Below are 24,194 nucleotides of genomic sequence, written 5' to 3'. Positions count from 1 at the left end.
CGCCGGGCCCCTGGCGCGCGCACCGGCCGACGGATGCCGGGGCGGCACCCGGATCCGGAGGAGCCCCGGGAGCCCCGGGAGCCACGGGCCGGTGGTGGTCCGTGACTCCCGGAGGCGGAGTGGGGAAGGCCGGGCCGCCGCAGGGCCTTCCCCACCGCTCTGCTGCCGGGCCGTTCGCCCGGGTGGTGGTCAGCCGTGCAGGACGGTGGTCCGCAGCTGCGGGTCGGCCTTGATCTCGGCGTCGGTGAACCGTTCGGTGACCCACTGCTTGTGGGAGAAGAGGACGGTCTGGTCGGTGTAGTGGGGCGAGGTGGGGTCGGCGGACTCGCCGTAGGTGAGGATCGTGCGGGTACGGGGGCCCTGCGGCGTCAGCTCGGTGGCCATGACGAAGCTGGAGCCGTACGCGGAGTCACCGGGGCCGGCCTGGGTTCCGCCGCCGCTGCCCGAGGTGGGGGTGGCCTGGACGGCGTTGAAGCAGCCGAGGCCGCCGCTGCAGCCGGGCAGCGGTACCCCGGCCCAGCGCTGGACGCTGCCCATGGCCGCGTCGAGCGGGATCTTCTGGGCCGTGAGCCCCTGCACCGCGTCGGCCAGTGCGCCCTGCACCTTGGCGTCGTCGCCGTTGATGCCGCGCGGAGTGGTGAGCGGCTGGGCCGGGTCGTACGGCACCCGCCACCAGCTGTGCCCGATCCCGAACAGGCCCTGCTGGAAGCGCTGCCAGAGCACGGCACCCCGGCTGTCGGGGTCCACCCGGGTGTCCCAGGCCGCGAGGATGTCGCAGGCGCTGCGTACGTCGACCCTGGTGCCGTCGGTGGCGGTCGGGTCGGGGTTGGCACGGCACATCGCGACCGCGTCGTCGCGGCCGAGTTCGGCGCCGTAGTCGCGGTCGCCGAGCATGGTCGCCTGCAGGGTGGGCAGCGTGAAGCCGGGGGCGCCGAGCCCGTCGGTGCCGTTCCGGCGTTCGGCGATCATCCGGAGGCCGAGCTGGGGCCGCAGCCCGAGCTCCCGCCCGCCGTCGTACATGCTCGGGTAACCGGTGATCGGCGCGTCGAGGTTGGCGAGGTACGAGTCGTTGTTGGAGTTGGCCACGTAGTCGGTGCGGGTCAGCTTCGGCTGGTTGGCGGGGCCGAAGATGCCGGGCACGATCGCGTCCGGGTCACTGCCCAGGTCGCAGGCCGAGGTCGAGCCGTCCAGGATGCCGGGCTCGTCGTGCACCGCCGGCAGGGCGCACCGCTTCAGCTGCGCGTCGGTGACGTTCGGGACGGTGGAGGAGTCGGTGAAGTAGGTCGTGCCGCTGGTGTCGGTGGCGATGGTGTAGGTCCACGGGACGCCCTGGTAGGTGCGGTGGGCCTGCTGCAGCTGGGCGAGGCTCTGCGAACGGTCCATCGCCAGCCACTCGTTCATCGAGCGCAGGTTGTCGGCGTTGACGTCGCGGATGGCGTAGGCGTTCGTGCCCGTCCACTGGTCGGCCAGGACCGGACCGTAGCGGGAGGTGTAGAGGGTGCGGGTGACCGTGGACAGCCTGCCGTCGGCGCCGCGGACGGTGACCGGCACGGTCTGCCGGCCCATCCGCTCGGCCTTGCCGTCGACCAGGTAGCCGGTCGGGTCGCCGGGCACCAGCGAGAGCCGGTAGAGGGAGGCGTGGTCGGCGTAGCTGGTGGTGTGCGTCCAGGCCAGGTTCCGGGTGTGGCCGATCTCGACCAGGGGCGTGCCGTAGAGGCCGGCGCCGGAGACGTCCAGCTCCCCGGGGATCGTCAACTGCACCTGGTAGAAACGGTGGCTGCCGATCCACGGGAGGTGCGGATTGGCCAGCAGCATCGAGTCGTGGCCCCGCGTGACGTCGCGGCCGAGCGCCCAGCCGTTGCTGCCGAGGTCGACCTTGGCGGGTACGGCCGAACCGGTCGGGGCGACCGGAGCCGCGGGGACGGCCGGGGCCCCGGCGGCGGGCGCCGTGAGCGCCGACGGCTCGGCCGGGCCGCCCGCGGCCGGCGGGGTCGCGGTGGCGATCGACTGCTTGAACCCCTCCGCGCCGGCGTTCCCGTTGATGTCGTAGACCAGGCTCCACAGGTCCAGGGCGGTGATCGGACCGACCCAGGCCTTGCCCCGGCAGGTCGGGTCCGGCAGCTTCGCCACGCCGGTGTCCCGCAGATAGCGGTTGTAACCGGCGGCGTAGCCCTCGACCATCCGGCGCAGCTCGGCGGTCGGACCGAGCGGTGCCGGGCGGTCGAGCAGCCGCTGCACGGTACCGGCCCGGCGCAGCCCCTGGTAGTAGGTGTCGCTCGCGAGGTTGGGGGTGCCGTCCGAGGCCCGGGCGCTCGGGTCCAGGTAGCGGGAGCGCTCGCCCCGCAGGGTCACCACCTGGTCGGCCAGCTGGCACAGGTTGTCCTGTGCGAACGCGTAGCCGTACCCGTACCCCAGGCTGCCGTAGTCCTGGGCCTGGATGTGCGGGATGCCGTACTCGGTCCTGCCTATCTGCGCCGTGTACCCGTGGTCGTGCAGCGAGCCCGTGTCCGGGGCCGCCGCCGACGCGGACGCCGGAAGCAGCGCGGCCGTGACCGAGGTGAGGCACAGCGCGGCCATGCCGGAGGCCAACCGCCCCAGCGGTGTGCTCCTCTGACGCCACGTCGGTTTCCTGGTTTCTGCCATGTGAGCAGGGTGCCGCAAGTGGTTCACGGCCGTCATCGAACTCTCGGCCGAACTTCACCCCCGGTCGCCAATCCGTGGATGTACATCCGAGGATTGATCCACGCGTCGATGCCGCCACCCTCCGGGCAGGCCGGTGCGCCGAGTTGACGGTGGTTCCGTTGACCCGGCTCGGCCATGGGACATCCGTCATGTCCGAAGGGTGACACCGGTGCACTGTTCGCCGCGCCGGCCAGGCCGGATACTTCCGGTCATGATGATCATTGAACGGGTGGGCGGGCGGCGGTTCCCGGTGGTGACGGCGGTGGTGTTCACGTTCACCGCGGCGGTGAACCTCCTGCAGTTCGCCGTACCCAGTGTGCTGACGGGACTTCAGCGGACCCCGGCCGGGCTGCACGGGGACTGGTGGCGCTCGGGAACCTCGCTGTTCGTGCAGGACGGCGGGGTGTACGGGACGGCGTCCAACCTGCTCTTCCTGCTGCTGGTGGGCACGCTCGCGGAGCGGGTGCTGCCGAGGCCGCACTGGCTGCTGCACTACTTCGGGGTGGGGCTGGCCGGCGAGTTCGTCGGTTACGCCTGGCAGCCCACCGGCGGCGGCAACTCCATCGCGGTCTGCGGGCTGACCGGCGCCCTCGCGCTGGCGCTGTGGCGCGGCGATCCCCGGTTGCCCGGCTGGGCCGCGCACGCCGTGGTGATCTGGTGCGCGGCGGTGGCCTGCACCCTCGGCGCCCGGGCCTTCCTGCCCGCGGTCGCGCTCTGCGTGTTCGCGTCGGTGCTGATCCGGGTGAGTGCGGCGCGGGGGCTGGGGATCGAGCGGCGGGTGGCGCTGGTCGTGCCGGCCGTGGGCGTCGTGCTGGCCGCCGCGCAGAACATCCACGGCGCGGCGCTCCTGCTGGGTGGCGGACTGGCGGTGCTGCTGTCCGTCCGGGCCGCGCGGCCGGTGGCGGTGTGACCTGGCAGCCGAGTGGCCGTCACCACTGTCCGAGGGACGTCGCTACCCGGTGACCTCCACGGTGACGGTGTAGCCGCCCTGGTTCAGCGGGCAGCGCCTCGCCGCAGCTGTGCCGCTGGGCGGTGATCCGGGCGCTGCCGGGCCGCCGTGCGGCGAAGCCGGCCGTGGTCTCCCCTCGGACGGCCGCGGGGGCGAGCCGGTTCCCGGCTCGCCCCCGCAAGGTTGTCACCGAGCTGTCGTCAGGAGGCGTTCAGCGCGGTGTCGTCGATCACGAAGCTGGTCTGCAGCGAGGAGTCCTCGGTGCCGGTGAACTTCAGGGTCACGGACTTGCCCGCGTAGCTCGACAGGTCGAAGGTCTTCTGCACGTAGCCCGAGTTGGCGTTGACGTTGGAGTACGTCGCCAGGTTGGTGCCGTTGGCGGTGACCGCCAGCGTGTCGTAGGCGGTGCTGCCGGTCTCGGCGGTGTCGATGTGCAGCCAGAAGGAGAAGCTGGCCTTGCACCCGGCCGGGATGGTCACGGTCTGCGACAGGGTGTCGGTGTGGGTGGTGCCGTAGCCGTCCAGCCAGGCCTTCCAGGAGCCGCTGTGGGCGGGCTCGGAGGAGGAGTTGTTGATCACGCCGGAGGTCGCGGTCCACGGCGAGGCGGAGCCGGTCTCGAAGCCCGGGTTGCCGAGCAGCTGTCCGCCACCGGTGCAGCTGCCGCCGCCGGAGCCGGAGACGGTCCAGGAGAAGGTCGCGCTACCGGAGGCGCCGGTCGAGTCCTTCGCCGTCACGGTCACCGAGGAGGTGCCCGCGGTGGTCGGGGTGCCGGAGATCAGGCCCGAGGAGCTGATCGACAGGCCGGCCGGCAGGCCGCTGGCCGAGTAGGTGAGCGTCTGACCGGAGGCCGAGTCGCTCGCGTTGATCTGCAGGCTGGCCGCCGTGCCGACGGTACCGCTCTGGCTGCCCGGGTTGGTCACCGTGACGGTGTTCTGGCCGGTGCTGCCGCCCACGATCGGGTGCGAGATGGCGCAGGCGTTGGTGTCGTTCGACCAGCTGGCCTGCTCGGCGAAGGTGCCGGTGCCCATGGTCACCATGGCCGCGCCGCCCGCGGTGCCGGGGCTCAGCCAGGCGCACTCGTCGGAGTTCTCCTGGCCGTTGAAGCTGCTGCTGCTGACGTGGTTGGTCCAGCCGCCGGCCGGGAACTGGTCGGACATCGTCTCGTGCCACTCGTGGCCGAGGGTCATCGTCCAACCGTCCAGAGTTCCGGGCGAGTTGACGAAGCCGACACCGCAGCCCGAGCCGGAGTCCATGTTGTACGGCTGGTTGGAGAACGCCAGGTCGCCGTAGGGCGAGCTGACCGCGCCGCCGGTCAGCGAGCTGTCACCGGTGTAGTCGTGCCAGGCGCAGTACTGGCCCTGGTAGTTGTCCGGGTTGCTGCCGGTCGGCGAGAGGATCACGTAGTAGGTGTCGCGGTTGGACGCCGCCGTGGTGTTGCCGAAGTGGGCGGCCGCGCTGACGGCCTCCTGGCCCAGCTGGTTGCCGCTCGCCGCGCTCGGCGAGGCGCCGGAGTTGTCGTACCAGACGCCGGACAGCACACCGCCGCTCTGGTACGGGACGAAGCTGGCGTTGGAGGGGCAACTGGTCGCGCCCGCCGCGACGTTGGGGCCGTCGCACCACTGGGTCAGGTCGGCCGACCACAGCTCGTTGCCGGTACCGATGCCCTTGAACATCTCCTGGGCGACCGGTGCGGCGCCGTCCGGGTCGCCGGAGAAGGTCGCGTCACCGCTGCTGTTGGTGCTCTGCGAGCCCCACTGGTTCCCGTAGAACACCAGGTAGACCTTGGCGTGGCCGTCCAGGACGCCGACGCCGTTGGTGCCGCCGCCGTAGGACAGCGTCTCGGGCCCGGTCGCGGCGTTCGGTGTGGCCTGGGCCGCGGCCCAGGACTTCATCTTGGCGTTCTGCTGGATGGTCGGCACCGCACCGTGCCGGTAGCTGTGCCCGTACTGGGGGCTGTACGGGTTGGCGACCGAGTGCTTCGAAGCCTGCTGCGCCGGTGCGGCCGCCGCCTGGGATGCGGTGGCGGTCATCAGGGCGCCGGTGACGAGGGACAGTGCCGCGAAGCCGGTCAGCGCGGCTCTGGCCGCGCCGCGGCTGTGGGGGTTGCCCATGTGTGGGGAATCCTCTCGGACTGCAGGTGTCGCCCGGCGCCGGTCGGCGCGCGGGCGGTCGGGGCTGCGTGTGGCAGACGGCGAGGCGCACGCCAGTGGTGCGATGGCCCGGTGGGCGGGCCGGACGCCGGAGTTGTCGCACGGCAGGGCGGGAGGGCGAAGGTCACGCAGTGTCTGCGCAGCGGGGATCCTGGCAGTAAAGGTGTTTCAGGGCACGGCGTAGCGATCCGCGTAGGGCTCTCGTCCTGCTCCGGCGGTGGGGGTGGTGGAGCTAACCGTGAGAACTGACACGGGGTCTGACTGCCTGACATGTGGTGCGCCGTCGCTGCCGTGAAGCAAAGCAGAGCTGGCGAAGGCGGGTCAACGGAGCCGACGCGGACCTGACGCGTTCTTTACCTCCCGACCGATCGATCGGGAGGGCGGTGCCGGGGTCGGTGAAGTCAGGTGCGATGGTGCCCGGGATGCAAGGGCCGTCCATCGCCCCTGGTGCCGCGTTCCGCCCGACCCTGGCCCGACCCCTGGCCCGACCCCTGGCCCGACCCCTGGCCCGACACCTGGCCCGACCCCTGGCCCGACCCCTGGCCCGACCCCTGGCGCGGCCCGCGGCCGGACCCGGCCCACGCGGCACACACGTCCGCCGCGGTGGCCTCGGCCACCGCGGCGGGATCGTCCGGGGTTGGAAGCGGCGCTTCCGGGGGATGGGGATGGGGCTGGAGGCGGTCTCCTAACTCATCGTGAGCCGCTTCGGCGGCCCGACTCGACGGCTCAGCGCAGCGGCCACACCGGAAGCACCGTCCGCTTCCAGGTGCTGTTGGCCACCATGGCGAAGGAGGCGTACCACGCGACCAGCGCGGTGACCAGGCCGGTCCACCCGCCGACCCTGGTCCAGGTGAGCGACTGCGCGAACGCCCCGATGGTCAGGAACAGGAAGGTGAGGCTCAGGGTCACGAAGACACCGAGCACGGCGCCGTTGGTGCGCAGGGCGGCCATCGTCATGTAGACGGTGAAGACGGTCCACGCCAGCAGGAACAGCCCGGTCGCCTGGTACAGCTCGGGCTCCTGCATCAGCTGCGGCACCACGCCGCCGACGTACCCCCAGTACGCGAGCCAGAAGGCCCCGAACGAGCCGAAGGCGGTGGCGGCGAAGGTGTTGCCCCGGCGGAACTCCCACATCCCGGCGAGCACTTGCACGATGCCGCCGTAGAAGAAGGCCAGCGGCAGCACCACGTAGCCGACCGCATCGTTGATCAGTCCGGCGTTGAACCAGCTGAGTACGAAGGTGGTCATGGCGAAGGCCGCCAGGCCCAGCGGTCCCGGATCCCCCGTGGTGGGAGCCGGGGCGGGGGCGGTGACCGGCGCGGCGGCGGGCTGCGTACCCGTTCGGTCGGCGTCTGCCACGATGACTCCTCTCCGCGGCGCGGACGCCCGCCGCCCGGGCGGACCGTGGGGCGAGTGACCCGGGGCGGGCGCGGCGCCGAAAGGCGACACGAAGGCCGGGCTTCGTCGCCCACCGGAGCTGATGGACGTCGGCACGGCCACCACATTTCAGGGTAAGCCGGGGCGTTGCGGCCCGCCCGGCGGAGCGGAGCCGGGCCCCGCACACCCCGACGGCACTCCGTTGCCGTGTCGCCCGGCAACGCCGGGAGTCAAGTGCCGTGCCAGGCCACGGCCGTTGGCGAGCGGCCCCCATCAGGCGGACGGTGGCGGCCCGGCGGGCCGGGAGTCCGGCCGTCCGGGGCGGTCGTCCTCACCCGGAACCCGGGCGAGCGCCAGGAAGCACCGGCCGTGCGAGGCCCAGTGCTCCCGCTCGGCCAGGCCCGCGCGGGCCGCCCTGCGAACGGTCGCCTCACCGCCGAGCCGCGCCCACCGGAAGGGCGGGCCGCACCGGCCGTCCGGCCCCTCCACCCGCACGGTCAGCCGCTCGTCCACCGCCGTCGGCTCCACCTCGACCAGTAATTGGCCGCCGGGTGCCAGGAGTTCGGCGACCCGGCGGAGCAGAGCGTCCGGGTCGCCGCCGATCCCGAGGTTGCCGTCGGCGAGCAGGACCACGCCCCAGCGACCCTCGGCGGGCAGCGGGTCGAACACCGAGCGGCAGAGCGCGGGACCGCCGAGACCGAGGGTCCGGGCCACAGCCGTCAGTGTCACGTCCACCCCCATCGCGGGCACTCCCAGCGCCAGCAGTTCCGCGACCAGACGGCCGGCACCGCAGCCCAGGTCGAGCACCGGGGCGCCGAGCCGGACACAGCGCCGCAACAGCTCGTGGTCGGCCCCGGCGGCGGGCGCGCACCAGCGCTCGACGTCCAGCCGCAGCCGCCCGCCGTCCGCGCGGCGCAGCCAGAGCGGACCCCGCCCGGACCGCATCGCCTCGGCGAACGGGTCGTCGACCCACGGCCGGGCACCGGTCATCGGCCTGCTCCGCCGTCCCGAGCCGGTGCGGCCCGCCCGCTCGTGACCGACCGCCAGCAGCGGGCGAACCGCCCGCCGGGTGCGAGTGCGGCGACCTCGACGGCGTCCCGGACGCCGTCCACGTCCGTCAGCGGCGGAAGCCGGCCGACCGTCATACCGTTCAGCCGTTCCAGCAGCACCGCCCCGGTCCGATCGCAGGACATCGGCACACCCACCAGCAGCCGGCGTGCCAGCGCGGCCGTCGGCCGGGCCAGACCCAGCGCCCAGAAACCGCCGTCGGCCGCGGGTCCGAACCAGGCGTCCACCCCGGCCCGCCGTGCGGCGGACAGCGGTTCGGCCAGCATCCGCGCGGTGACCTGCGGGGTGTCCATGCCGACCAGCAGCGCGGGCGCACCGGGCGCGGCGTGGGCGAAGGCCGCCGCCAGCCGTACGTCCAGACCGCCCGCGGACTGCGGGACCACCTCCCAGCCGGGCGGCAGCCAGCGGCCCGGGGCGCCGTCCAGGACCAGCAGCCGGCGCCCGGCCGGGACGGTGGACAGCGTGCGCAGGGTGTCCGCCAGCGCGGCCTCGGCCAGCGCGGCGGCCTGCTCGGGTGTACAGGGCGGGGTCAGCCTGGTCTTGACCCGGCCGGGCACCGGCTCCTTCGCGATCACCAGCAGGGTCGGCGGCGGCGCCGCGAGCACGGCCCGCATGTCCCTGACGGCCTGCCGGGCGCCGCGCAGGGTGCCGGTCACCTTGGAGCGGCCCGCGCGCGGACGGTACGCCACCGGGCGTTCGCTGATCCGCATCCCGGCCGCCGCCGCGGCGAGCACCATCTCCAGCGGGTAGCCGGAGCGCCGGTCGCCGAGTCCCAGTGCCAGCAGGCGCTCACGCCTGGCCGCGCGCATCGGGCCGAGATCGTGCAGCGGCGCCCCGGTGCGGGCCCGCAGGCGCCGGGCCAGCTCGGCGTTGGCGAGCCGGGCGTGCAGCGGCCAGGACCGGGCACAGGTGGGGCGTCGCCATCCGAGCACCAGGTCGGCCGAGCCCGCCAGCACCGGCCCGGTCACCCGCGGAAGCTGGGCCGGGTCCAGCGAGCCGTCGCAGTCCAGGAAGCAGACGAGCTCGGCGCCGGCCGCCAGCAGACCGGCGTGGCAGGCCGCGCCGAAGCCCCGACGCGGCTCGTGGACGACCGTCGCGCCCAGCGAACGGGCCAGCTCGGCGGAGCCGTCCGTGGAGCCGTTGTCCACCACGATCGCGCGCCAGCCGTACGGGATCCGGCCGAGCACCCAGGGCAGCGCCTCGGCCTCGTCCAGGCAGGGCAGCACCACGTCGACGGCGGCCGCCGGGACGGCCGGCGGCAGAGGGGTGGTCACGCGGTTCACGCTTCCAGCGTGAGCCGGGCGGCAGTGGTTGCGCGACCTCACGTGAGCGGCGGCGGCTTCGCGCCCTCACGGCCGCCGTACGCGGCGGCGCCCGGCGACCGGGCCGAGCGGACGGCGAGGCCGCCGAGCCACCCGATCGCCGACTACTGCTCCGCTCGGGTCTTTACCGGTCTTTTCAACCGTTTTAACGATCCTTGAAGGGGCTGGCGCTAACCTCCCGGTGGGCGGTACAGGACCGCCCGGCGAACGGGGGAGGAACCGCGATGCAGGCGGTGGTCAAGGGCAGCACGATGCCGGTACTGGAGATCCAGCTGAACCAGGGGGAGAAGGTGATCTCCCACCACGGCGAACTGTCCTGGATGTCGGCGAACCTGCACATGTCGCAGACCACCAACACCGGCGGTCCCGGCGGCGGCGGTCTGCTGAACACGCTCAAGCGCGCGGTCAGCGGCGGCGGCATCTTCCTGACGCAGTACGAGGCGCAGAACGGCCCCGCCATGGTGGCCTTCGCGGCCAAGGTCCCGGGCCACATCCTGCCGGTGGACGTCACTCCGGGCCGGAGCGTCATGGTGCACCGGCACGGCTGGATCTGCGGCACCCCCGGGATCACCCCGACGGTGGCGCTGCAGCAGTCCTTCCGGGGCGGCCTGTGGGGCGGCGAGGGCTTCGTGCTCCAGAAGCTGCAGGGCCAGGGCCGCGCCTGGATCGAGCTCTCCGGCGAGCTGACCGAGTACTCCCTCGCGCCGGGCCAGACCATGCTGGTCCACCCCGGACACGTCGGGATGTTCGACGAGTCCGTGCAGTTCTCCATCACCAGGGTGCCGGGCATCGCGAACAAGATCTTCGGTGGTGACGGCCTCTTCCTGGTCGCGCTCACCGGCCCGGGCCGGATCTGGCTGCAGAGCATGCCGCTGTCCGGCCTCGCGCACGCCCTCGAGCCGTACCTGGCCAGGGACGGCGCCGTCGCCGGCGCGGAGGGCGCCGGTATCGGCGGCATCGTCGGCGGCATGCTGCGCGGCTGACCCGGGCTGTCCGGGGGCGCCTCGCCGCGACGAGGCGCCCCCGGACAGCGGGCCTGTCAGCGGTGGCCGGGGAACTGCACCACCTGCTGGTAGGTCGGCCGGTTCTGCCAGCCGATCTTGTCGTCGGTCACCCCGCCGAGCGGGCGCTGGATGATGGTGTCGGCACACCACTGGTCGCCCGCCGAGCAGTTGGCGTCACCGGGGTAGACCTGGGCGGGAGTCTGGGCCAGCGCGCTCCCCAGCGTGTCGAGCAGCACCGTCCGGCAGGCCGTCAGGTCGCCGCCGCCGCAGTACGGCTGGGCCAGCGGACCGGCCACCTGGTCGCCGAGGACACGGCGCAGGTCCTTGTCGAGGTAGCTCCACCACCCGTACTGGAAGGACGAACCCTTGTGCGGGATGGACTCGTTGGCGCTCACTCCGCCGCTGGTCGGGCCGGTCTGCCCGCCCGAGGGGGACTCGTTGATCTGCAGGGCCCCGGTCAGCGCGGTGAACAGCCCGTCCCCGAGCCCCGGCCGGAACACCCCGTCGGCCAGCAGCGGCCACCAGGCGTCCATGGTGCGGACGGCGTCCGCGTCGGCGTAGGTGTGGCTGCCCGGAGAGGTCTCCTTCCGCTGCCCGCCGTCGGCCCGCCAGTTCGCCAGCTTCTGCACGGCGTCCGCCAGCGCGGGGTCGGTCACCGGCGCGCTGTCGATCACCCGCAGCAGGTCCGGCAGGACGTCCTCCGCCCGCAGGTCGGTCAGCGCCGCGCTCTCCATCGCCTGGGTCAGGGTGACCCTGGAGACCTTGTCACCGCTGCTGATCAGGGACTTGACCCGGGCGTCCAGCAGGTTTGCCCGGTGCACCGAGCCGTCCCCGAACCCGGCGGAGGCGTAGTCGTCGGCCTGCTTGTTGTTCCAGGAGACGTAGTAGTCCTGGTCGACGGACTGGGGGTGCTCGGAGGGCGGGGTGTACCGGGCGGTGTTGGTGGCCGGGTCGAAGCCGGCCCACTCGTAGGCGGGCTGGGCCGTGACCGGCAGCCCGGGGTCCACACCGGGAGCGCGGACCGGGTTGCTGCCCGAGTTGTAGTACGCCGTGTGCTGAGCGTCGGCGTAGAACCAGTTGAAGGTGTAGCCGATCTGCTGCGCGGCCTGCTGGAAGCTCGCCGGATCGTGCACCGCACCGGGGTCGTTGAACATCTGGAAACCGATGATGGAGTCCACCTCGTGCCGGTAGGTGGAACGCAGCGAGGTGAAGGCCACCGGCGTGCCGCCGACCGTCCCGCGCGCGGTCACCAGACCGTAGTTCGAGCGGTACATCACCAGTGTGTACGAGCCCGCCGCGGTGGAGTCGGCCGTGGTCGGGTTCCAGGCGTCGTGCTGAGCCAGCCGGTCGAAGGGCAGGCACTGGCCGTGCCAGAGGTAGGAGTTGCTGGCCAGGGTCACGGGGGAGCCGTCGGTGGTGCACAGCGGGACGGCGTAGGTGTCGGTGATGTCCTGCCCGGCCGAGGTGGCGCTCCAGGCGTAGTCCTGGCCGCGGCCGAGTTCGACGTAGAAGCTCAGCCCGGCGAAGGCCGCGCCGCGTGCGCTGATCCCCGGGCCCTGCAGCTCCTCCAGCATCAGCAGCTGCGGGGCGAAGTAGCCGGTCTGCGGGCCGAAGACCGCGACCGGGTGCCCGTCGTCGGTGTAACGGCCGGACACCACCAGGGCGTTGGACATCCCGTGCTTGGCGGTGAGCAGGTTGCCAGGCAGTACGCCGGCCGCCTTGGTGGTGCTCTGGTTCGCCGAGCCGGTGGCGTCGTAGATCATCCGCTCCGGCACCACCGACCCGGGATCGGGCATCGCCACGCCCTGCGGATCGGCCGGCGGCTGCGCGTACGGGAAGCTCTGCCCGTCGTGCAGCGTCTTCACCGCCTCGGGGTCGTCGGCCTCGCGCAGCGAGCTCCACACCGCGTCCCCGGCGGCCTTGCCGTAGCGTGCCTCGGCGGCCAGCTTCACCTGGGCGGAGGCCAGTTCACCGCCACCGCCGGAGCCGAACAGCGCGCCGATCACCGAGGCCAGCGCCACCAGGTCGGTCAGCTGGAACGGCTCGATCCCGCCCGCGTTGGTGATCGCGTCCACATGGCCGGTCAGGTCGTACTCACCCGGGAAGTACCGTCCCTGGTACGACTCGTTGATGTACTGGTTGATCCCGTCGACGTACGCTCGGGCGTCGGCGAGTGCCTGCTGGGCGCGCGGGCCCTGGGCGGCGACCGCGTCGATCTGCTGCTGGAGTTCCTGCTCGGTGTAGGGGGCGGCCTGCCAGAAGCTCTGCTCCAGCTGCCGGTTGGCCGCCGCGCCGCCCGCGAAGCCGGACAGCTGCCCACGGCCGACGTGCCGGAACAGGTCCATCACCCAGAGCCGGTCCTGCGCCGCGGCGTAGCCCGCGCCGAACTCGGTGCCGTAGCGGGTGGTTCCGGTGATGTGCGGGACCCCGGTCGCCTTGTCACGCACGATGGTGACGTCCGGGCGGGGTGAGGCGGTGGAAGCGACCTGGTCGGCCGGTACGCCGAAGGAGGCGTCGTTGAAGAAGGAGTGCAGGGTGCTGTCGGTCAGCCCGGGGTAGGCGGCCGCCAGATTGGCGTACGGCCCCAGCTGGTCGTCGGTGTGCCCGGGACGAGTGCCGAAGACCCGGTTGGCGAGGATGTCGGCCAGTGTCGCGTTGCCGTTCTCGCCCGGCGGCAGGATGTCCAGACAGCGGCCGCCGCAGAGGTCGCCCGCCACGGCGGACGCGGCCTTGGAGGCCGCCGGTGCGGCCGGTGCGGCGGCCAGGGTGAACGCCGCCAGGAGAGCCGCGGTGAGTAACGCGGCCTGGAGTCTGAGCGTGTGGATGCGTCGGTGCATGCCAGCTCCTCCGTTGGGAATACGGGGAGTTGACGGTAGGTCGGCTACCGGCCGGTTGCCTAGACTCCGGACGCGCCGTTGTGTACCCCGGGCCGCCGCAGGGCGCCCGACGCGCGGTGAACCAGCCAGGCGAACGCGGCACCCGCGACGTACCAGAGCAGGTCGGGACCGTTGAAGGTCGTCCCGAGGACGAGCCGGGCGAGAACGCTGTGCCGGGACAACTCGGCGGGGATCCCGGTGGCCTGGAAGAACTCCACCGCCCAGCTGACCGCCAGGGCGACCGCGGCGGCCTTCGCGGGCCTGACCCGGGGAGCGGCCAGGACCACCAGGGTGTACACCAGCACGGTGTAGAGCACGTCACCGGCGACCTTGGCGGTGTCTCCCGGCAGTACGCTCCTGCAGCCCAGACCCGCCACGACGGTCAGCACCGCCGCGACGAGCGCCGACAGCCGGGTCATCAGGGGCGGGCGGCGGTCCTTGGGAAGATCATCCATGCCGGACACCGTAGTACCCCCGCCGTAGCAGCCGTCCCGGGGAGGCGGAGGGACACGCTCCGGCAGGAGCGGTCGACGACTGACGGTCCCTCATATCGGTTTCCGGCCAGGTTGGTGATGTGTCCCTTCTGTGATGAACGGAGGTATCGGTTCCCACTAGGGTCATTCCAGCTCCACAGTCCGGCGCCGTACGGCCGTCGTCCGGCGCTTCGTGGACCCGTCGATTGGACCGGTGTGAAGTGAACATCAAGTATCGCCAGTTGCTCGGCCGTTCATTGGCGGCGATGGTCCGGAGCCGGCTCGCCGCGGCGGTGGGTGTGATCGCGCTGCTGGTGGCCGTCCTCACCGGCACGGCCGCCGGCGCGGCCAGTGCGGCGCCGGCCGCCACCACCCACGCGGCCCCCGGGTGGGTCTGCCCCGGCACGCCGATACCGCCGGGTTACGTGGTCACCGGCCGTGCGCCGAACGGGTGCAACGGCGCCGGCTCCTGGCTGCTGCAGCCCGTGCGGGACGGGATCTGGACCTGCGCCACCTCGCCGATCCCGCCCGGCTACGTGATCACCCTCCACAACGCCGTCGGCTGCAGCGGTATCGACGCCTGGTACCTGCAGCTGGCCCGCAACGGCCAGTGGACCTGTGCGGGTTCGCCGATCCCGCCCGGCTACGTGCTCACCGGGCACATGAACTCCGGCTGCGGCAACATCGGTTCGTGGTTCCAGCAACTGGCCCGCGCCGGCGAGTACATGTGCCCCTACCAGCCCGTGCCGGCCGGATTCCGCACCGGCACCTACATCGCGAGCATGTGCAGCGGCCTCGGGGGCTGGTTCCTGATCAAGGCCTGATCCGGTCGGAGCCGCCGGAAGGCACCGTGTGGTGCGCGTGTCGGAAGCAGCACCGGCTTCGGGCCGGTGCAGCCGTCCTCGTACGCTGATGCGAGGTCCGACCCCTTCCCGAAAGGCTCCGCCGTACATGATTGTCCGCTCCGCCGACCCCGCCGTGACCAACGGGTACGCGCACCTTGAGAACCCGCCTTCGGCCTGCTGGGTCGCGGAGGAGGGGACGGAGGTCGTCGGCCGCGTCGCCGTCGACACCGTCCCCGAGGTCTTCGCCTCCACCCCGGGTGCCCGCGTGCTCGTGGGCCTGTGGTGGCAGACGGACCGCCTGGACGCCGCCCGCGCGGTACTGCGTGCCGCCGTCGGCTCCCTCGCACCGGGCGAGACCCTGGACCTGCGCACCCACGCCGAGGTCCACCCGCACCTCCCGGAGCGCCTCGCCCTCGCCCGGGAGTGCGGGTTCACGCTGTTCCAGGAGAAGCAGGGGTACCTGTGGACCGACGAGGGAGAGCCCCTCCCCGCGCCGGAACACCTCACGACCCGCCCGCTGACCGAGATGGGTGCGACCCGCTTCGCCGAGGTGCTGGCCGCCTGCCAGGCCGGCACCCTGGACCGCGCCGACCGGGCCCACGGCCAGGACGTCACCGCGCTGATGGAGCTGTACGACCCGGCCGAGGACGGCACCTCCTGGCTGGTGGCCGAGAACTCGCAGGGGCGGACGGTCGGCGCCGTCGCCGTCAGTGCCTTCGACGAGGAGGGCATCGCCACCATCGTCCACATCGGCGTCCTGCCGGAGCACCGGGGCCGCGGTTATGTCGACGACCTGCTGCGTGCGGCCCAACTTGCCGCGCGCCGACGGGGGTTTGGCGGCATGCTGTCCGACACGGACGTGGAGAACCACCCGATGCGCGCGGCCTTCCTCCGCACCGGGCACCGCGGCGACGCGCGCCCCTGGCACGTCTGGCACCACACCGTCACCGCCGGATGACGGTCGGTCTTCCTCGCACCGCCGGCCCGGGAACCTGCCGGCCGATGTGGTGATCGCGTGGCCACCGGTCGTCGGGAAGGCCGCGGCCATACCCCCTGGGTCAAGGCATGGACAAAATTCCTGACTGATCGTCAGTTACGCGAAGTGCTGGGATATCTTGCCTGGTTGGAACACGGAGACCGGAAACCCGCAGCTGAGTGGACGGAGAACTCCACGCGTCGGACGCGGGACGGACGAACGACCACGAGCAGCGGCGAGCGACCGCTGAAAGGGCATCATGGACCGGACGACACAATCAGGAACCTCGCGGAACGACCAGGTGGGCAGCGGCCCGTCCGCCCCTCAACCCTCGGGTGCCACCGGCCCGTTAGTGGTCGCGGTCGCCTGCCTGGGGTTCTTCATCATCACGCTCGACACCACGGTGGTCAATGTGGCGCTGCCGGCCATCGGCCGGCAGTGGGGCAACCAGGTGTCCGGGCTGCAGTGGGTGGTGGACGCCTACACGCTGGTCTTCGCCGCCCTGTTGCTCTCGGCCGGCTCGGTGTCCGACCGGATAGGCGCCTCCCGGGCCTTCGGCGGCGGGCTGGCCATGTTCACCCTGATGTCCGCGTTCTGCGGCTTCGCGCCGAACCTGGGCACCCTGATCGCCGCCCGTGCGGTGCAGGGTGCGGCGGCGGCCGTGATGCTTCCGGCCTCGCTCTCGCTGGTCCGGCAGGCCCACAGCGACCCGGCCGGCCGGGCCCGCGGCATCGCGCTGTGGACCGCCGGCGGCGGTGTCGCGGTCGCCGCCGGGCCGGTGGTCGGCGGTGCGCTGACCGACGGTCTCGGCTGGCGGTGGATCTTCTTCATCAACCTGCCGGTCGGGATCGCCGCACTGGCCGGGCTGGTCAAGGCGCCGCGCTCGCGTCCCGGCACCGCCTCCCTTGACCTCGGCGGCCAGTTCACCGCCGTGGCGGCCCTGGCGGCGCTGGTCTTCGCGGTGATCAACGGCGGCGCGCACGGCTGGGGTGCCGTCGGCACGCTGGTCGCGCTCGCGGTCTTCGTGGTCAGTGCGGTGTCGTTCGTGCTGATCGAGAGCCGGCAGGAGCGCCCGGCGGTACCGCTCAACCTGTTCCGCGACCGCTCCGTGGCGGTCTGCACCTTCACCGGCTTCGCGCTCAACTTCGGCTACTACGGCTTCGTCTTCGTGCTCACTCTCTACTTCCAACAGCTGCGCGGCGCCTCGCCGTTGAGCGCCGGCCTGATGTTCGTGCCGATGACCGCCTTCACCACCGTGGTCAATGTGACCGCCGGGCGGATGACCAACCGGTACGGGCCGCGACTGCCGATGCTCATCGGCGTGCTGATCCAGGCCGCCGGCCTGCTGGCGCTGCTGGTGGTCGGCAAGCAGACCGCGCTCGCCCTGGTGCTGCTGCTGCTGGTGCCGCTGGGCATCGGCGGTGGGCTCGCGGTGCCGCCGCTGACCACCGCGATGCTGGAGGCGGTGGACCACGAACGGGCCGGCCTGGCCTCGGGCATCCTCAACTCCGCCCGGCAGATCGGCGGCGCCATCGGGGTGGCGGTCTTCGGCGCCCTGGCGGCCGGCGGGTCGGGCTTCATCGCCGGCATGCACCTCTCGATGCTGGTGTCCGCGCTCTCGCTGGTGCTGGCCGCCGCCGCGGTGGCCGCGCTGCTGCCGGCCCGGCTGCAGCGCCAGAACGGCTGAACCCGGCGGCTCAGGCCTGGGGTCCTGCGCGGCCCACCGCCCGGTGGCGGCCCGGCGTCCTGGTGGGCTGCGCGCGCACTCCCGCAGAACGGGCTGAACGTGACCACGAACCAGACCGCCATGTACCGCCAGGCCCCGGCCGAAGTGAAGAAGGCCGGAAGCCGAGAACGCGGAAGAGCAACGCCAGGACGTTCAACCGTCACCGAGAGAGCCGAAAACACGGGCGGCCGGTGATCGGCTCCACCACACGCGCAGTGTGGCTTCCCGATCACCGGCCGCAGGGCACGCGGTAGGTGGTGGACATCAGCCGCCGGAGGACCGGACGGTGTCGCTCCCGCCGTCCGGGGCGGGAGCCGCTCACATGTAGCGGTCCCAGAGCATTCCGCCGTTGGCGTCCCGGACGATCAGATCGCCGCCGGAGCTGTTGGTGAATTCGAGCGTCGCGTTCTGGTGGCCGTTGGTCTTGGTGCTCCACAGCGGCGCGTTGGGGGATTGGTAGACGACCAGGTTGCCGTCGAGCTGGAACTTCGCGTAGGCACCGCTGTGCCCCCAGGTGCCGCTGCTCCAGAGCGCGCCGCTCTCGCTGTAGATGACGAGGTTGCCGTCGTTCTGCATCGCCAGTTCATAGCCGATGACGCAGTAGGTCGTTCCGGGGTCGATCCGCGTATCGGGGCCGATGCGATAGCTGCTGGCGGGGCCGCCGTAGCCGCAGGCGTACGGGAAGCTGTGCGGCGAGACGGACGCCGCATCGGCGGCCGGGGCGGCGACCATCGCGAGTGACGCGGCAGCAGCGGCCGCCGCGATCAGGTTCCTGAACTTCAAGGATGGCTCCCTTATCGGGGTGCGGGACATGCCCTGTCGGCATGAGCGGCACGCTCGGGCCTTGTGAACTGCCGTCGTACCCCTGACAATTCACGATCCACCAGGGAGAGACTCGTATCAATGCCCGATCCTGAAAGGCGCGTTGAGCCCCGCTTAACGCGCCTCGTCCAAGGGGGGAATGCCATGGACCGTCTCGAACTCGACGCATTCCTGATACTCGCGGAGGAGCTGCACTTCGGCCGCACCGCCGAACGGCTCCACCTGTCGACCGCGAGGATCAGCCAGGTCATCAAGAAGCTGGAGCGCCGGATCGGGGCGCCGCTGTTCGAGCGCTCCGGGCGCGGCGTCGCGCTCACGTCCATCGGTGGACGTCTGGAAGCCGAGCTCCGTCCGGCCCACGAACGGATCCGGGCCGCTGTCGATCGCGCGATCGAGGCCGGGCGCGGACTGACGGGAACGCTGACCTTCAGCACCGTCGAGTCGTCGTTCCATCTGTTCGGCACCGCCATCCACGACTTCCAGAACCGCAACCCGGGCTCGTTCATGAAGTTCCGCAACTCCGGGGTGACCGACCCCTTCGCACTCCTGCGTCAGGGAGAGGCGGACGTCCTCGCCTCCTGGCTGCCGGTCCGCGAGCCCGACCTCGTCGCGAGCGCACCGGCTTTCCAGGAGTCGCTCACGGTCGCCGTCCCGGTCCGGCACCCGCTCGCCGCCCGGCCGTCGGTGGAGCTTTCGGACCTGACCCGCGACGCCGTCATCCGCATCGCGGGCACCACGGCGCCGCACTACTGGACCTCCGCCGTCTCACCGGACAGGACGCCCGACGGCCGGCCGATCCCCCACGGCCCTTCGGCGGAGACCCTGCTGGAGGCACTCGCGTTCGCTTCGGTCGGGCAAGGGCTGGCCCTGGTGGCCGAGCACGTGGCCCGCCGCGTGCCGCGCCCCGACCTCGTCTACGTCCCGGTGGCCGACGCGCCGACTCTGGAATGGGGGCTCGTCTGGCTCCGGTCCGGGGAGACCGCCCGGGTCCGTGCCTTCGTCGGCGCGGTCCAGCCCTCCTTCCCGAACTGAGACCGACCGGCAATAGGGCCTGCGGCGTCGCGTGGTGGTTCACCAGACCGGCCGGAGGCCGGCGGGGTGGCTGCCGGGCAGGTGGTCCAGGTAGGTGCGTAGGTCGTGGTGGATGGCGTCGAGGCGGTCGATGCCGATGAGTTCGGCCCATCGCTGCTCGGTCTCGCTCCACAGCTGGTCGGCGAGTCTGAGGTATTCCTGTCCTCGGTCGGTCAGTTGCAGGATCTGCGCGCGCCGGTCGGTGGGGTGGGGGTGGCGTTGGAGGTAGCCCCAGTCGGCGAGTTCGGCGACGGTCTTGGATGTGGATTGTTTGGTCACGCCGAGGTGGGACGCGAGGTCGACCGTCGTGGCTCCCGGGTGGTCGGCGAGGTAGCGGAACGCGTAGCCGTGGGCGGGGCGGAGGGGCTCGCGCCCCGACTCGGCCAGTCGGGCGTGCAGATGGTCGGTCATGGCGCGGAAGGTCATCGCGAGCATCAGCGGTACCTCGCCAGGTCTGCGGTCCGCGCTACCGGCGGCTGGGGCAGTGTGGCTCTGCATGGCGTCCCTCCTGGGCGGGTGAGGCGTGTTCGACCATCATAGTCAGTTTGGTTGACCTTTTTGGTGGCCTGACCTATCGTCAAACAAGTCAGTCCAGTTGACTACTTCTGGAGGAATTCATGCCCTTGTCGACCATCGCCGGCGCCAAGGTGTTCGACCGCGACGGCTTCACCTTCCGCCCACTGGCCGTGCCCTCCCGTGGGAGCGTGGAACTCGCGATCTGGGCGCTGGAGATCGCCCCGGGGGCGGCCAGCGAGGCGCACTCGATGGACCGCGAAGAAGTCTTCGTGGTCGTCAGCGGCAAGGTCTCGGCCACCGTCGCAGGAGTGGAGGTCAACGCGGGGGACGGTGACGCGATCACCGTCCCCGCCGGTGCGCAGCTGCAGATCCGCAACACCTGCACCGAGAGCCCGGCCACACTCACCGCGGTGACCTCGGCCGGAATGAAGGCCACGGTCGGCGACGCGACTTTCCCCCCGCCGTGGGCCCAGTGAACTGACATGCCCGGGGTGACCGGCGGCGCCGGGCCAGGGGTCGCTGCCGATTACCGCGCCAGCGGGGGTCTTCCAGTCGGTTCAGCGATCACGGCAGCGGTGACCGGCCGGAAGCCGGCGCGGGTCGGGGTCGAAGCGCGGCGCCCGGCTTCCGGTGGGGCCGATGGGCCGGCAGGCCTGGTGGCGGGGGCTGGCGCAGGGGGTGAGCCGCACGGCTCCGGACACAGTGAAGGCCCGGCGGAAGCCGGGCCTTCACGTTCGTAGCGGGGACAGGATTTGAACCTGCGACCTCTGGGTTATGAGCCCAGCGAGCTACCGAGCTGCTCCACCCCGCGTCGGTGATCCTTATTCTACGGCATCAGGTGGAGCGCTCCCTACCGTCTTTCGCGGTGCGCGTTCGTCGGATGGGCTTCGCGGCCACTTGGTCGCGGGGAGGTCCGAGCGCTCACGGCGGCCGATCCCAGGTGGAAGCCGGTCTCCCAGTCCGCCGGGGCGTCCTCACCGGTGGCCACTGACTTGTCGATTATCGATATGCTCCTCTAGTCTAGGCATATCGATAATCGATGGGGAGGTATGCGGTGAACACGCGACTCACGAGGATCCTGGCCTCGGTGACTTTTGCACTGGCGGTGCTCTGCGGGCTCGCCTTCATCGGGAAGGCGGGCACGCACATGCTCGACAGCGGGGCGGTCTGTGTGCAGACGGACTTCTGGCGCAATGCCACACTGGCGCCGGAGAGCCTGCCAATGCGCAAGGGTTTGGAGGCGTCCAGCAGTGCCATGCGCCTTTGCCAGGACAACCCTTCCGCGGGCCAGCGCGCCGCCGACCTCGGGGGCGAACTGCCCTGGCTGCTGTTCGGCTCCCTTGCGCTGCTGCTCTTCTCCCGGGTGCTGAAGGCCGTCTTGCTGCAGGGGCCGTTCACCGACGCGGTGTCGCAACGGCTCTCCGTTCTCGGCTGGTTCGTCGCCGTTGGTACGCCGCTGGCCGGCCTCGTCGTCGGCTGGTCGCAGTCCTGGCTCGTCGGGAGCATGGCACCGGTCGCGGGTTCTGGGCCGACGGTCGCCGGGCCGCAGGTGCTCATCCTCGCCGGCCTCGCCGCAGTGATAATGGGGAAGATCATGCGCGACGGCGTGCGAATGCGAGAGGACCTCGAAGGGACCATCTGATGCCCGAAGAGGAACTCCATGCGATCCGGATCCACCTCGACCGGCTCCTCGCCGAGCGCGGCATGACGCTCACCGAACTGTCCGCGCAGGTGGGCATCACCGTCGTCAATCTGTCCGTGCTCAAGAACGGGCGGGCCAAGGCCATCCGCTTCTCGACCCTGTCGAGGATCTGCGATGTCCTCCAGTGCCAGCCAGGAGACCTGATCACCCATGACCCCGCCGAGTCGGCCTAGGAGCGTGAGTCGGTAACGGGCAAACGGCCAGCTGGCTGTGGTCGATGGGATCGGTCGGTCGTGCGCTGGTTCCGGTGTGTCGGAAGATTCTGTGGAGGTTGTGGCAGGTGGCGAACAGCATGGAGGCGACGCCACGCTGAAAGAACGGATGGCCCGTAAGCTGAGGACCAAGCGCGGGCGGGCCGCCTACCGCCGCCGCAAAGCCATCGTCGGACCCGTCTTCGGACAGATCATGACCTGCCAGAACGACCGCCAGCTCCTCCTGCGCGGCGAGGACGGCACCCGCGGCGAGTGGCGATCATGCGTGGGGTCGCCGCTCCGGGCGGAGGTCCAGCATGTAGAAGACCTTGTCGAAGCGGCGGGTGCCGACGGCGACGAAGTCGGGCAGACGGCCGTATTCGCTGAAGCCCAGCGACCGGTAGAGGTGCAGGGCATTGCTGTTGTCGCCACGGGCGTCCAGGGTCAGGACCTCGATTCCCGCCCGCCCGGCGTCAGCGATCAAGCCGGCGGTGAGTGCCCGACCGATGCCACGCCCATGAGCGGAAGCATCCACCGCGATCTTCTCCAGATCGGCGTGCGGACGATGGGTCGGTCGCGCGTAGCGCAGCCAGTACCCCAGCCCGACCAGCCGACGGTCCACGTATGCGACACGCAGAGCCGCATCACCGGCGTGCACCGAGGAGAGGACGTGGTCGAGGAACTCCGCCACCTCAACGGGCGAGGGAGGTTCCACCCAGCCGAGTGCGGCACCTCCACGGACCAGGTCTGCCAGGATCTGATGGGCCGACTCCGCAAACCGGGCCCAAAGGTCCGGATCGGACGTCAGCCCGGTCGCGTCAAGGATGACGGGCTCACCGGTTCCGCTGCGGGTCATGGCCGTATTCATGCCCGGCAGCCTAACCAGACCGAGCCCCAGCGCAGGCCCTCCACCCCAGCGCCGGCCTGGACCGAGCCACGTTACTGACCCGCGCTCCCGACTGGTGCTGTGACCGCACAGGTTCGCCGGTACGGCAGAGGCGAACCTGAAGCCGGCTGTGTCGGTAGGTGCTCCGTCTGCAGGGGTGGGGACGGCGGCGGACTCAGTCAGCTGTGACGAGTGCTCGGTCCGCCCATCCGGGTCGGTGCGTGAAGCTACGAGAGGTTCTTGCGGTGGTTGACCGCAACCTGTACACCGGACAGAATCCGGCGTCCTCCGGCCCCCTGGCTACGATCATGCTCACCAGAGGTCCTCCATCGGGCCGTGGCCTCCCGGGTAGTAGACCGCGTCGTAGTCATGGAGGTCGACGTCCTTGATCGGGACGGCGTGACGAAGCTGCTCGGCCTCCTCGATGATGCCTTCCTGCCTGACGGATGCACCGTCCTGGAAGGTGCCCGGATGCTGGTGAGCGACGCGGCGGACTCACTCCGGGTGTGTGCGGGGGATGAGTGATGCAAACCGTGCGCGTCGGTCCTGGTCGAGGGTGCTCTGGAGAGTGGAGGACTTCAGGCCTCCGGGGTGCGTTCACTCGGACGGCCCGTACGCGGGGACGAGCCGACCGGTGTCCTCGACTCTGGAATCCCGGGTGTCGCCTGACGCCCTCGCGCCGAAGGAGTGGCATGCGAATATCGTGCAAGTCGCGCCGCAACTTGAACATCGTCCGTTGGGCTGCGGCATTCATAGCGCTGTCGGGAACCACCTCGGCCCTGGCGGCCGTAACGGCGCAGGCCGGTGGTCCGAGCGGTGATCCCGGCAGGGAGAAGCCCACCATCGTGCTCGTACACGGTGCCTTCGCCGACGCCTCCAGCTGGAACGGCGTCATGGAACGGCTCCAGAAGAACGGCTACATGGTGGTCGCACCGGCCAACCCCCTCCGTGGCATTCCCCAGGACTCGACCTACCTGGCGAGTTTCCTGAAGTCCGTCAAGGCACCGATCATTCTGGTTGGTCATTCCTACGGCGGAGAGGTGATCTCGCAGGCTGCCGTTGGAAACGACAACGTCAAGGCCCTCGTCTACATCAACGCGATCATGCCCGATGTGGGAGAGTCGTTCTCCAGCCTCTCGGCGAAGTTCGCTCCACCCGAACTCACCAAGTCTTTGAAGCAGGTGCCCTTCCGCAATGGCGACGGCACCACCGGCACGGACGTGTATGTACAGCCGGACAGACTGCACCTGGTCTTCGCCGGGGACCTGCCCACGAGTCGGACCGACATTCTGACAGCCGCACAGCGGCCGATCGCGCTGTCGGCGTTCACGGACAAGCTCACCGGTGCCGCGTGGCGGAGCAAGCCCGTTTACGTCCTTGTCGGCAAGAAGGACCAGGCGATCAATCCGAGTCTGGAGCGATTCGAAGCGAAGCGGGCGAATGCCCGCAAGACGGTGGAGATCGACTCCTCGCACGTGTCCCTCGTCTCCCAGCCGGAGGCGGTCAAGAATCTGATCGTCGACGCCGTCAAGGACTACAGCCGGAAATAGGGAACCCT

At 71.3% G+C, this 24,194-nt stretch carries 21 protein-coding genes, 1 tRNA gene and 2 pseudogenes; 12 read left to right on the top strand and 12 right to left on the bottom strand.

What is annotated here, in order from left to right:
* Positions 1-189: 189 nt before the first annotated feature.
* Positions 190-2,643: a penicillin acylase family protein gene (locus tag ACSMTC_RS04730; RefSeq protein ID WP_436558372.1), complete on the bottom strand. Its 2,454-nt coding sequence runs from the start codon at positions 2,641-2,643 to the stop codon at positions 190-192.
* A gap of 250 nt (positions 2,644-2,893) precedes the next feature.
* Between ACSMTC_RS04730 and ACSMTC_RS04725 the strand changes: the two genes are divergently transcribed.
* Complete coding sequence (locus ACSMTC_RS04725; protein WP_436558371.1) at positions 2,894-3,592, top strand: rhomboid family intramembrane serine protease; 699 nt, start codon at positions 2,894-2,896, stop codon at positions 3,590-3,592.
* 239 nt (positions 3,593-3,831) lie between these two features.
* On the opposite strand, the gene ACSMTC_RS04720 is transcribed toward ACSMTC_RS04725, so the two are convergent.
* From ACSMTC_RS04720 to ACSMTC_RS04700, 5 genes and pseudogenes are all read right to left on the bottom strand, one after another.
* Positions 3,832-5,742, bottom strand: coding sequence for an Ig domain-containing protein (locus ACSMTC_RS04720; RefSeq protein ID WP_436558370.1), 1,911 nt, complete (start codon positions 5,740-5,742; stop codon positions 3,832-3,834).
* A gap of 765 nt (positions 5,743-6,507) precedes the next feature.
* On the bottom strand, positions 6,508-7,140 hold the full coding sequence (locus ACSMTC_RS04715; RefSeq protein WP_436558369.1) for an acetate uptake transporter: 633 nt from the start codon (positions 7,138-7,140) through the stop codon (positions 6,508-6,510).
* 291 nt (positions 7,141-7,431) lie between these two features.
* The gene (locus ACSMTC_RS04710; protein WP_436558368.1) at positions 7,432-8,148 is read right to left on the bottom strand and encodes a class I SAM-dependent methyltransferase; all 717 of its coding nucleotides are present in this window, start codon (positions 8,146-8,148) and stop codon (positions 7,432-7,434) included.
* Complete coding sequence (locus ACSMTC_RS04705; protein WP_436564593.1) at positions 8,145-8,840, bottom strand: TIGR04282 family arsenosugar biosynthesis glycosyltransferase; 696 nt, start codon at positions 8,838-8,840, stop codon at positions 8,145-8,147. Before ACSMTC_RS04705 ends, ACSMTC_RS04710 begins: the two co-directional genes overlap by 4 nt.
* Positions 8,814-9,509: pseudogene (locus ACSMTC_RS04700) on the bottom strand (glycosyltransferase family 2 protein); the annotation flags it as partial. The pseudogene ACSMTC_RS04700 and the gene ACSMTC_RS04705, both read right to left, overlap by 27 nt.
* Positions 9,510-9,772: 263 nt before the next feature.
* On the opposite strand from ACSMTC_RS04700, the gene ACSMTC_RS04695 reads away from it, so the two are divergent.
* On the top strand, positions 9,773-10,531 hold the full coding sequence (locus tag ACSMTC_RS04695) for a TIGR00266 family protein (protein WP_436558367.1): 759 nt from the start codon (positions 9,773-9,775) through the stop codon (positions 10,529-10,531).
* 56 nt (positions 10,532-10,587) lie between these two features.
* On the opposite strand, the gene ACSMTC_RS04690 is transcribed toward ACSMTC_RS04695, so the two are convergent.
* Together ACSMTC_RS04690 and ACSMTC_RS04685 are read right to left on the bottom strand one after the other, a co-directional pair.
* A complete protein-coding gene (locus ACSMTC_RS04690; protein ID WP_436558366.1) occupies positions 10,588-13,389 on the bottom strand; it encodes a penicillin acylase family protein in 2,802 nt (933 codons plus the stop codon).
* Between the two features lie 59 nt (positions 13,390-13,448).
* Entirely contained in the window at positions 13,449-13,883 is a 435-nt protein-coding gene (locus ACSMTC_RS04685) for a ribosomal maturation YjgA family protein (protein ID WP_436558365.1), read from the bottom strand.
* 239 nt (positions 13,884-14,122) lie between these two features.
* On the opposite strand from ACSMTC_RS04685, the gene ACSMTC_RS04680 reads away from it, so the two are divergent.
* The 3 genes from ACSMTC_RS04680 (at position 14,123) to ACSMTC_RS04670 (ending at position 17,409) form a co-directional block, all read left to right on the top strand.
* Entirely contained in the window at positions 14,123-14,725 is a 603-nt protein-coding gene (locus ACSMTC_RS04680; RefSeq protein ID WP_436558364.1) for a hypothetical protein, read from the top strand.
* Between the two features lie 127 nt (positions 14,726-14,852).
* Positions 14,853-15,704 carry a GNAT family N-acetyltransferase gene (locus tag ACSMTC_RS04675; protein WP_436558363.1) on the top strand — a complete coding sequence of 284 codons (852 nt, stop codon included), beginning with the start codon at positions 14,853-14,855 and terminating at the stop codon, positions 15,702-15,704.
* A 370-nt stretch (positions 15,705-16,074) separates the two neighbouring features.
* The gene (locus ACSMTC_RS04670; protein ID WP_436558362.1) at positions 16,075-17,409 is read left to right on the top strand and encodes an MFS transporter; all 1,335 of its coding nucleotides are present in this window, start codon (positions 16,075-16,077) and stop codon (positions 17,407-17,409) included.
* Between the two features lie 357 nt (positions 17,410-17,766).
* On the opposite strand, the gene ACSMTC_RS04665 is transcribed toward ACSMTC_RS04670, so the two are convergent.
* Positions 17,767-18,231: a hypothetical protein gene (locus tag ACSMTC_RS04665; RefSeq protein ID WP_436558361.1), complete on the bottom strand. Its 465-nt coding sequence runs from the start codon at positions 18,229-18,231 to the stop codon at positions 17,767-17,769.
* Between the two features lie 183 nt (positions 18,232-18,414).
* On the opposite strand from ACSMTC_RS04665, the gene ACSMTC_RS04660 reads away from it, so the two are divergent.
* Positions 18,415-19,302, top strand: a complete 888-nt coding sequence (locus tag ACSMTC_RS04660) for a LysR family transcriptional regulator (protein WP_436558360.1) — start codon at positions 18,415-18,417, stop codon at positions 19,300-19,302.
* A 39-nt stretch (positions 19,303-19,341) separates the two neighbouring features.
* On the opposite strand, the gene ACSMTC_RS04655 is transcribed toward ACSMTC_RS04660, so the two are convergent.
* Complete coding sequence (locus tag ACSMTC_RS04655) at positions 19,342-19,839, bottom strand: MarR family winged helix-turn-helix transcriptional regulator (RefSeq protein WP_436558359.1); 498 nt, start codon at positions 19,837-19,839, stop codon at positions 19,342-19,344.
* A 119-nt stretch (positions 19,840-19,958) separates the two neighbouring features.
* On the opposite strand from ACSMTC_RS04655, the gene ACSMTC_RS04650 reads away from it, so the two are divergent.
* The gene (locus tag ACSMTC_RS04650; protein WP_436558358.1) at positions 19,959-20,333 is read left to right on the top strand and encodes a cupin domain-containing protein; all 375 of its coding nucleotides are present in this window, start codon (positions 19,959-19,961) and stop codon (positions 20,331-20,333) included.
* A 261-nt stretch (positions 20,334-20,594) separates the two neighbouring features.
* Here the strand turns inward: ACSMTC_RS04650 and ACSMTC_RS04645 are convergent.
* Positions 20,595-20,668 (bottom strand) — tRNA-Met (locus ACSMTC_RS04645).
* A 243-nt stretch (positions 20,669-20,911) separates the two neighbouring features.
* On the opposite strand from ACSMTC_RS04645, the gene ACSMTC_RS04640 reads away from it, so the two are divergent.
* The 3 genes and pseudogenes from ACSMTC_RS04640 to ACSMTC_RS04630 form a co-directional block, all read left to right on the top strand.
* Positions 20,912-21,499, top strand: coding sequence for a DUF2975 domain-containing protein (locus ACSMTC_RS04640; protein WP_436558357.1), 588 nt, complete (start codon positions 20,912-20,914; stop codon positions 21,497-21,499).
* The gene (locus tag ACSMTC_RS04635) at positions 21,499-21,732 is read left to right on the top strand and encodes a helix-turn-helix domain-containing protein (RefSeq protein WP_436558356.1); all 234 of its coding nucleotides are present in this window, start codon (positions 21,499-21,501) and stop codon (positions 21,730-21,732) included. Before ACSMTC_RS04640 ends, ACSMTC_RS04635 begins: the two co-directional genes overlap by 1 nt.
* Before the next feature lie 127 nt (positions 21,733-21,859).
* Positions 21,860-22,030 (top strand): annotated as a pseudogene (locus ACSMTC_RS04630) (transposase); the annotation flags it as partial.
* Here the strand turns inward: ACSMTC_RS04630 and ACSMTC_RS04625 are convergent.
* Positions 22,031-22,618, bottom strand: coding sequence for a GNAT family N-acetyltransferase (locus tag ACSMTC_RS04625; protein WP_436558355.1), 588 nt, complete (start codon positions 22,616-22,618; stop codon positions 22,031-22,033).
* Positions 22,619-23,005: 387 nt separating this feature from the next.
* On the opposite strand from ACSMTC_RS04625, the gene ACSMTC_RS04620 reads away from it, so the two are divergent.
* Both ACSMTC_RS04620 and ACSMTC_RS04615 read left to right on the top strand, forming a co-directional pair.
* Complete coding sequence (locus ACSMTC_RS04620; protein WP_436558354.1) at positions 23,006-23,161, top strand: hypothetical protein; 156 nt, start codon at positions 23,006-23,008, stop codon at positions 23,159-23,161.
* A 167-nt stretch (positions 23,162-23,328) separates the two neighbouring features.
* Positions 23,329-24,186: an alpha/beta fold hydrolase gene (locus ACSMTC_RS04615; RefSeq protein WP_436558353.1), complete on the top strand. Its 858-nt coding sequence runs from the start codon at positions 23,329-23,331 to the stop codon at positions 24,184-24,186.
* The last annotated feature ends 8 nt before the right edge of the window (positions 24,187-24,194 follow it).

The organism is Kitasatospora sp. HPM-01-4 (assembly GCF_051374625.1).
Lineage (GTDB): Bacteria > Actinomycetota > Actinomycetes > Streptomycetales > Streptomycetaceae > Kitasatospora.
The sequence above is the reverse complement of the archived record's forward strand: the minus strand, read 5'-3'. Positions and strand labels throughout refer to the sequence as shown.

Excerpts from the sequence above, each read along its gene's own strand:
- ACSMTC_RS04730 (WP_436558372.1), bottom strand. The coding sequence starts at position 2,643 with ATGGCAGAAACCAGGAAACCGACGTGGCGTCAGAGGAGCACACCGCTG.
- ACSMTC_RS04725 (WP_436558371.1), top strand. The coding sequence starts at position 2,894 with ATGATGATCATTGAACGGGTGGGCGGGCGGCGGTTCCCGGTGGTGACG.
- ACSMTC_RS04720 (WP_436558370.1), bottom strand. The coding sequence starts at position 5,742 with ATGGGCAACCCCCACAGCCGCGGCGCGGCCAGAGCCGCGCTGACCGGC.
- ACSMTC_RS04710 (WP_436558368.1), bottom strand. The coding sequence starts at position 8,148 with ATGACCGGTGCCCGGCCGTGGGTCGACGACCCGTTCGCCGAGGCGATG.
- ACSMTC_RS04705 (WP_436564593.1), bottom strand. The coding sequence starts at position 8,840 with ATGCGGGCCGTGCTCGCGGCGCCGCCGCCGACCCTGCTGGTGATCGCG.
- ACSMTC_RS04695 (WP_436558367.1), top strand. The coding sequence starts at position 9,773 with ATGCAGGCGGTGGTCAAGGGCAGCACGATGCCGGTACTGGAGATCCAG.
- ACSMTC_RS04690 (WP_436558366.1), bottom strand. The coding sequence starts at position 13,389 with ATGCACCGACGCATCCACACGCTCAGACTCCAGGCCGCGTTACTCACC.
- ACSMTC_RS04685 (WP_436558365.1), bottom strand. The coding sequence starts at position 13,883 with ATGGATGATCTTCCCAAGGACCGCCGCCCGCCCCTGATGACCCGGCTG.
- ACSMTC_RS04675 (WP_436558363.1), top strand. The coding sequence starts at position 14,853 with ATGATTGTCCGCTCCGCCGACCCCGCCGTGACCAACGGGTACGCGCAC.
- ACSMTC_RS04660 (WP_436558360.1), top strand. The coding sequence starts at position 18,415 with ATGGACCGTCTCGAACTCGACGCATTCCTGATACTCGCGGAGGAGCTG.
- ACSMTC_RS04655 (WP_436558359.1), bottom strand. The coding sequence starts at position 19,839 with ATGCAGAGCCACACTGCCCCAGCCGCCGGTAGCGCGGACCGCAGACCT.
- ACSMTC_RS04650 (WP_436558358.1), top strand. The coding sequence starts at position 19,959 with ATGCCCTTGTCGACCATCGCCGGCGCCAAGGTGTTCGACCGCGACGGC.
- ACSMTC_RS04635 (WP_436558356.1), top strand. The coding sequence starts at position 21,499 with ATGCCCGAAGAGGAACTCCATGCGATCCGGATCCACCTCGACCGGCTC.
- ACSMTC_RS04625 (WP_436558355.1), bottom strand. The coding sequence starts at position 22,618 with ATGAATACGGCCATGACCCGCAGCGGAACCGGTGAGCCCGTCATCCTT.
- ACSMTC_RS04620 (WP_436558354.1), top strand. The coding sequence starts at position 23,006 with ATGGAGGTCGACGTCCTTGATCGGGACGGCGTGACGAAGCTGCTCGGC.
- ACSMTC_RS04615 (WP_436558353.1), top strand. The coding sequence starts at position 23,329 with ATGCGAATATCGTGCAAGTCGCGCCGCAACTTGAACATCGTCCGTTGG.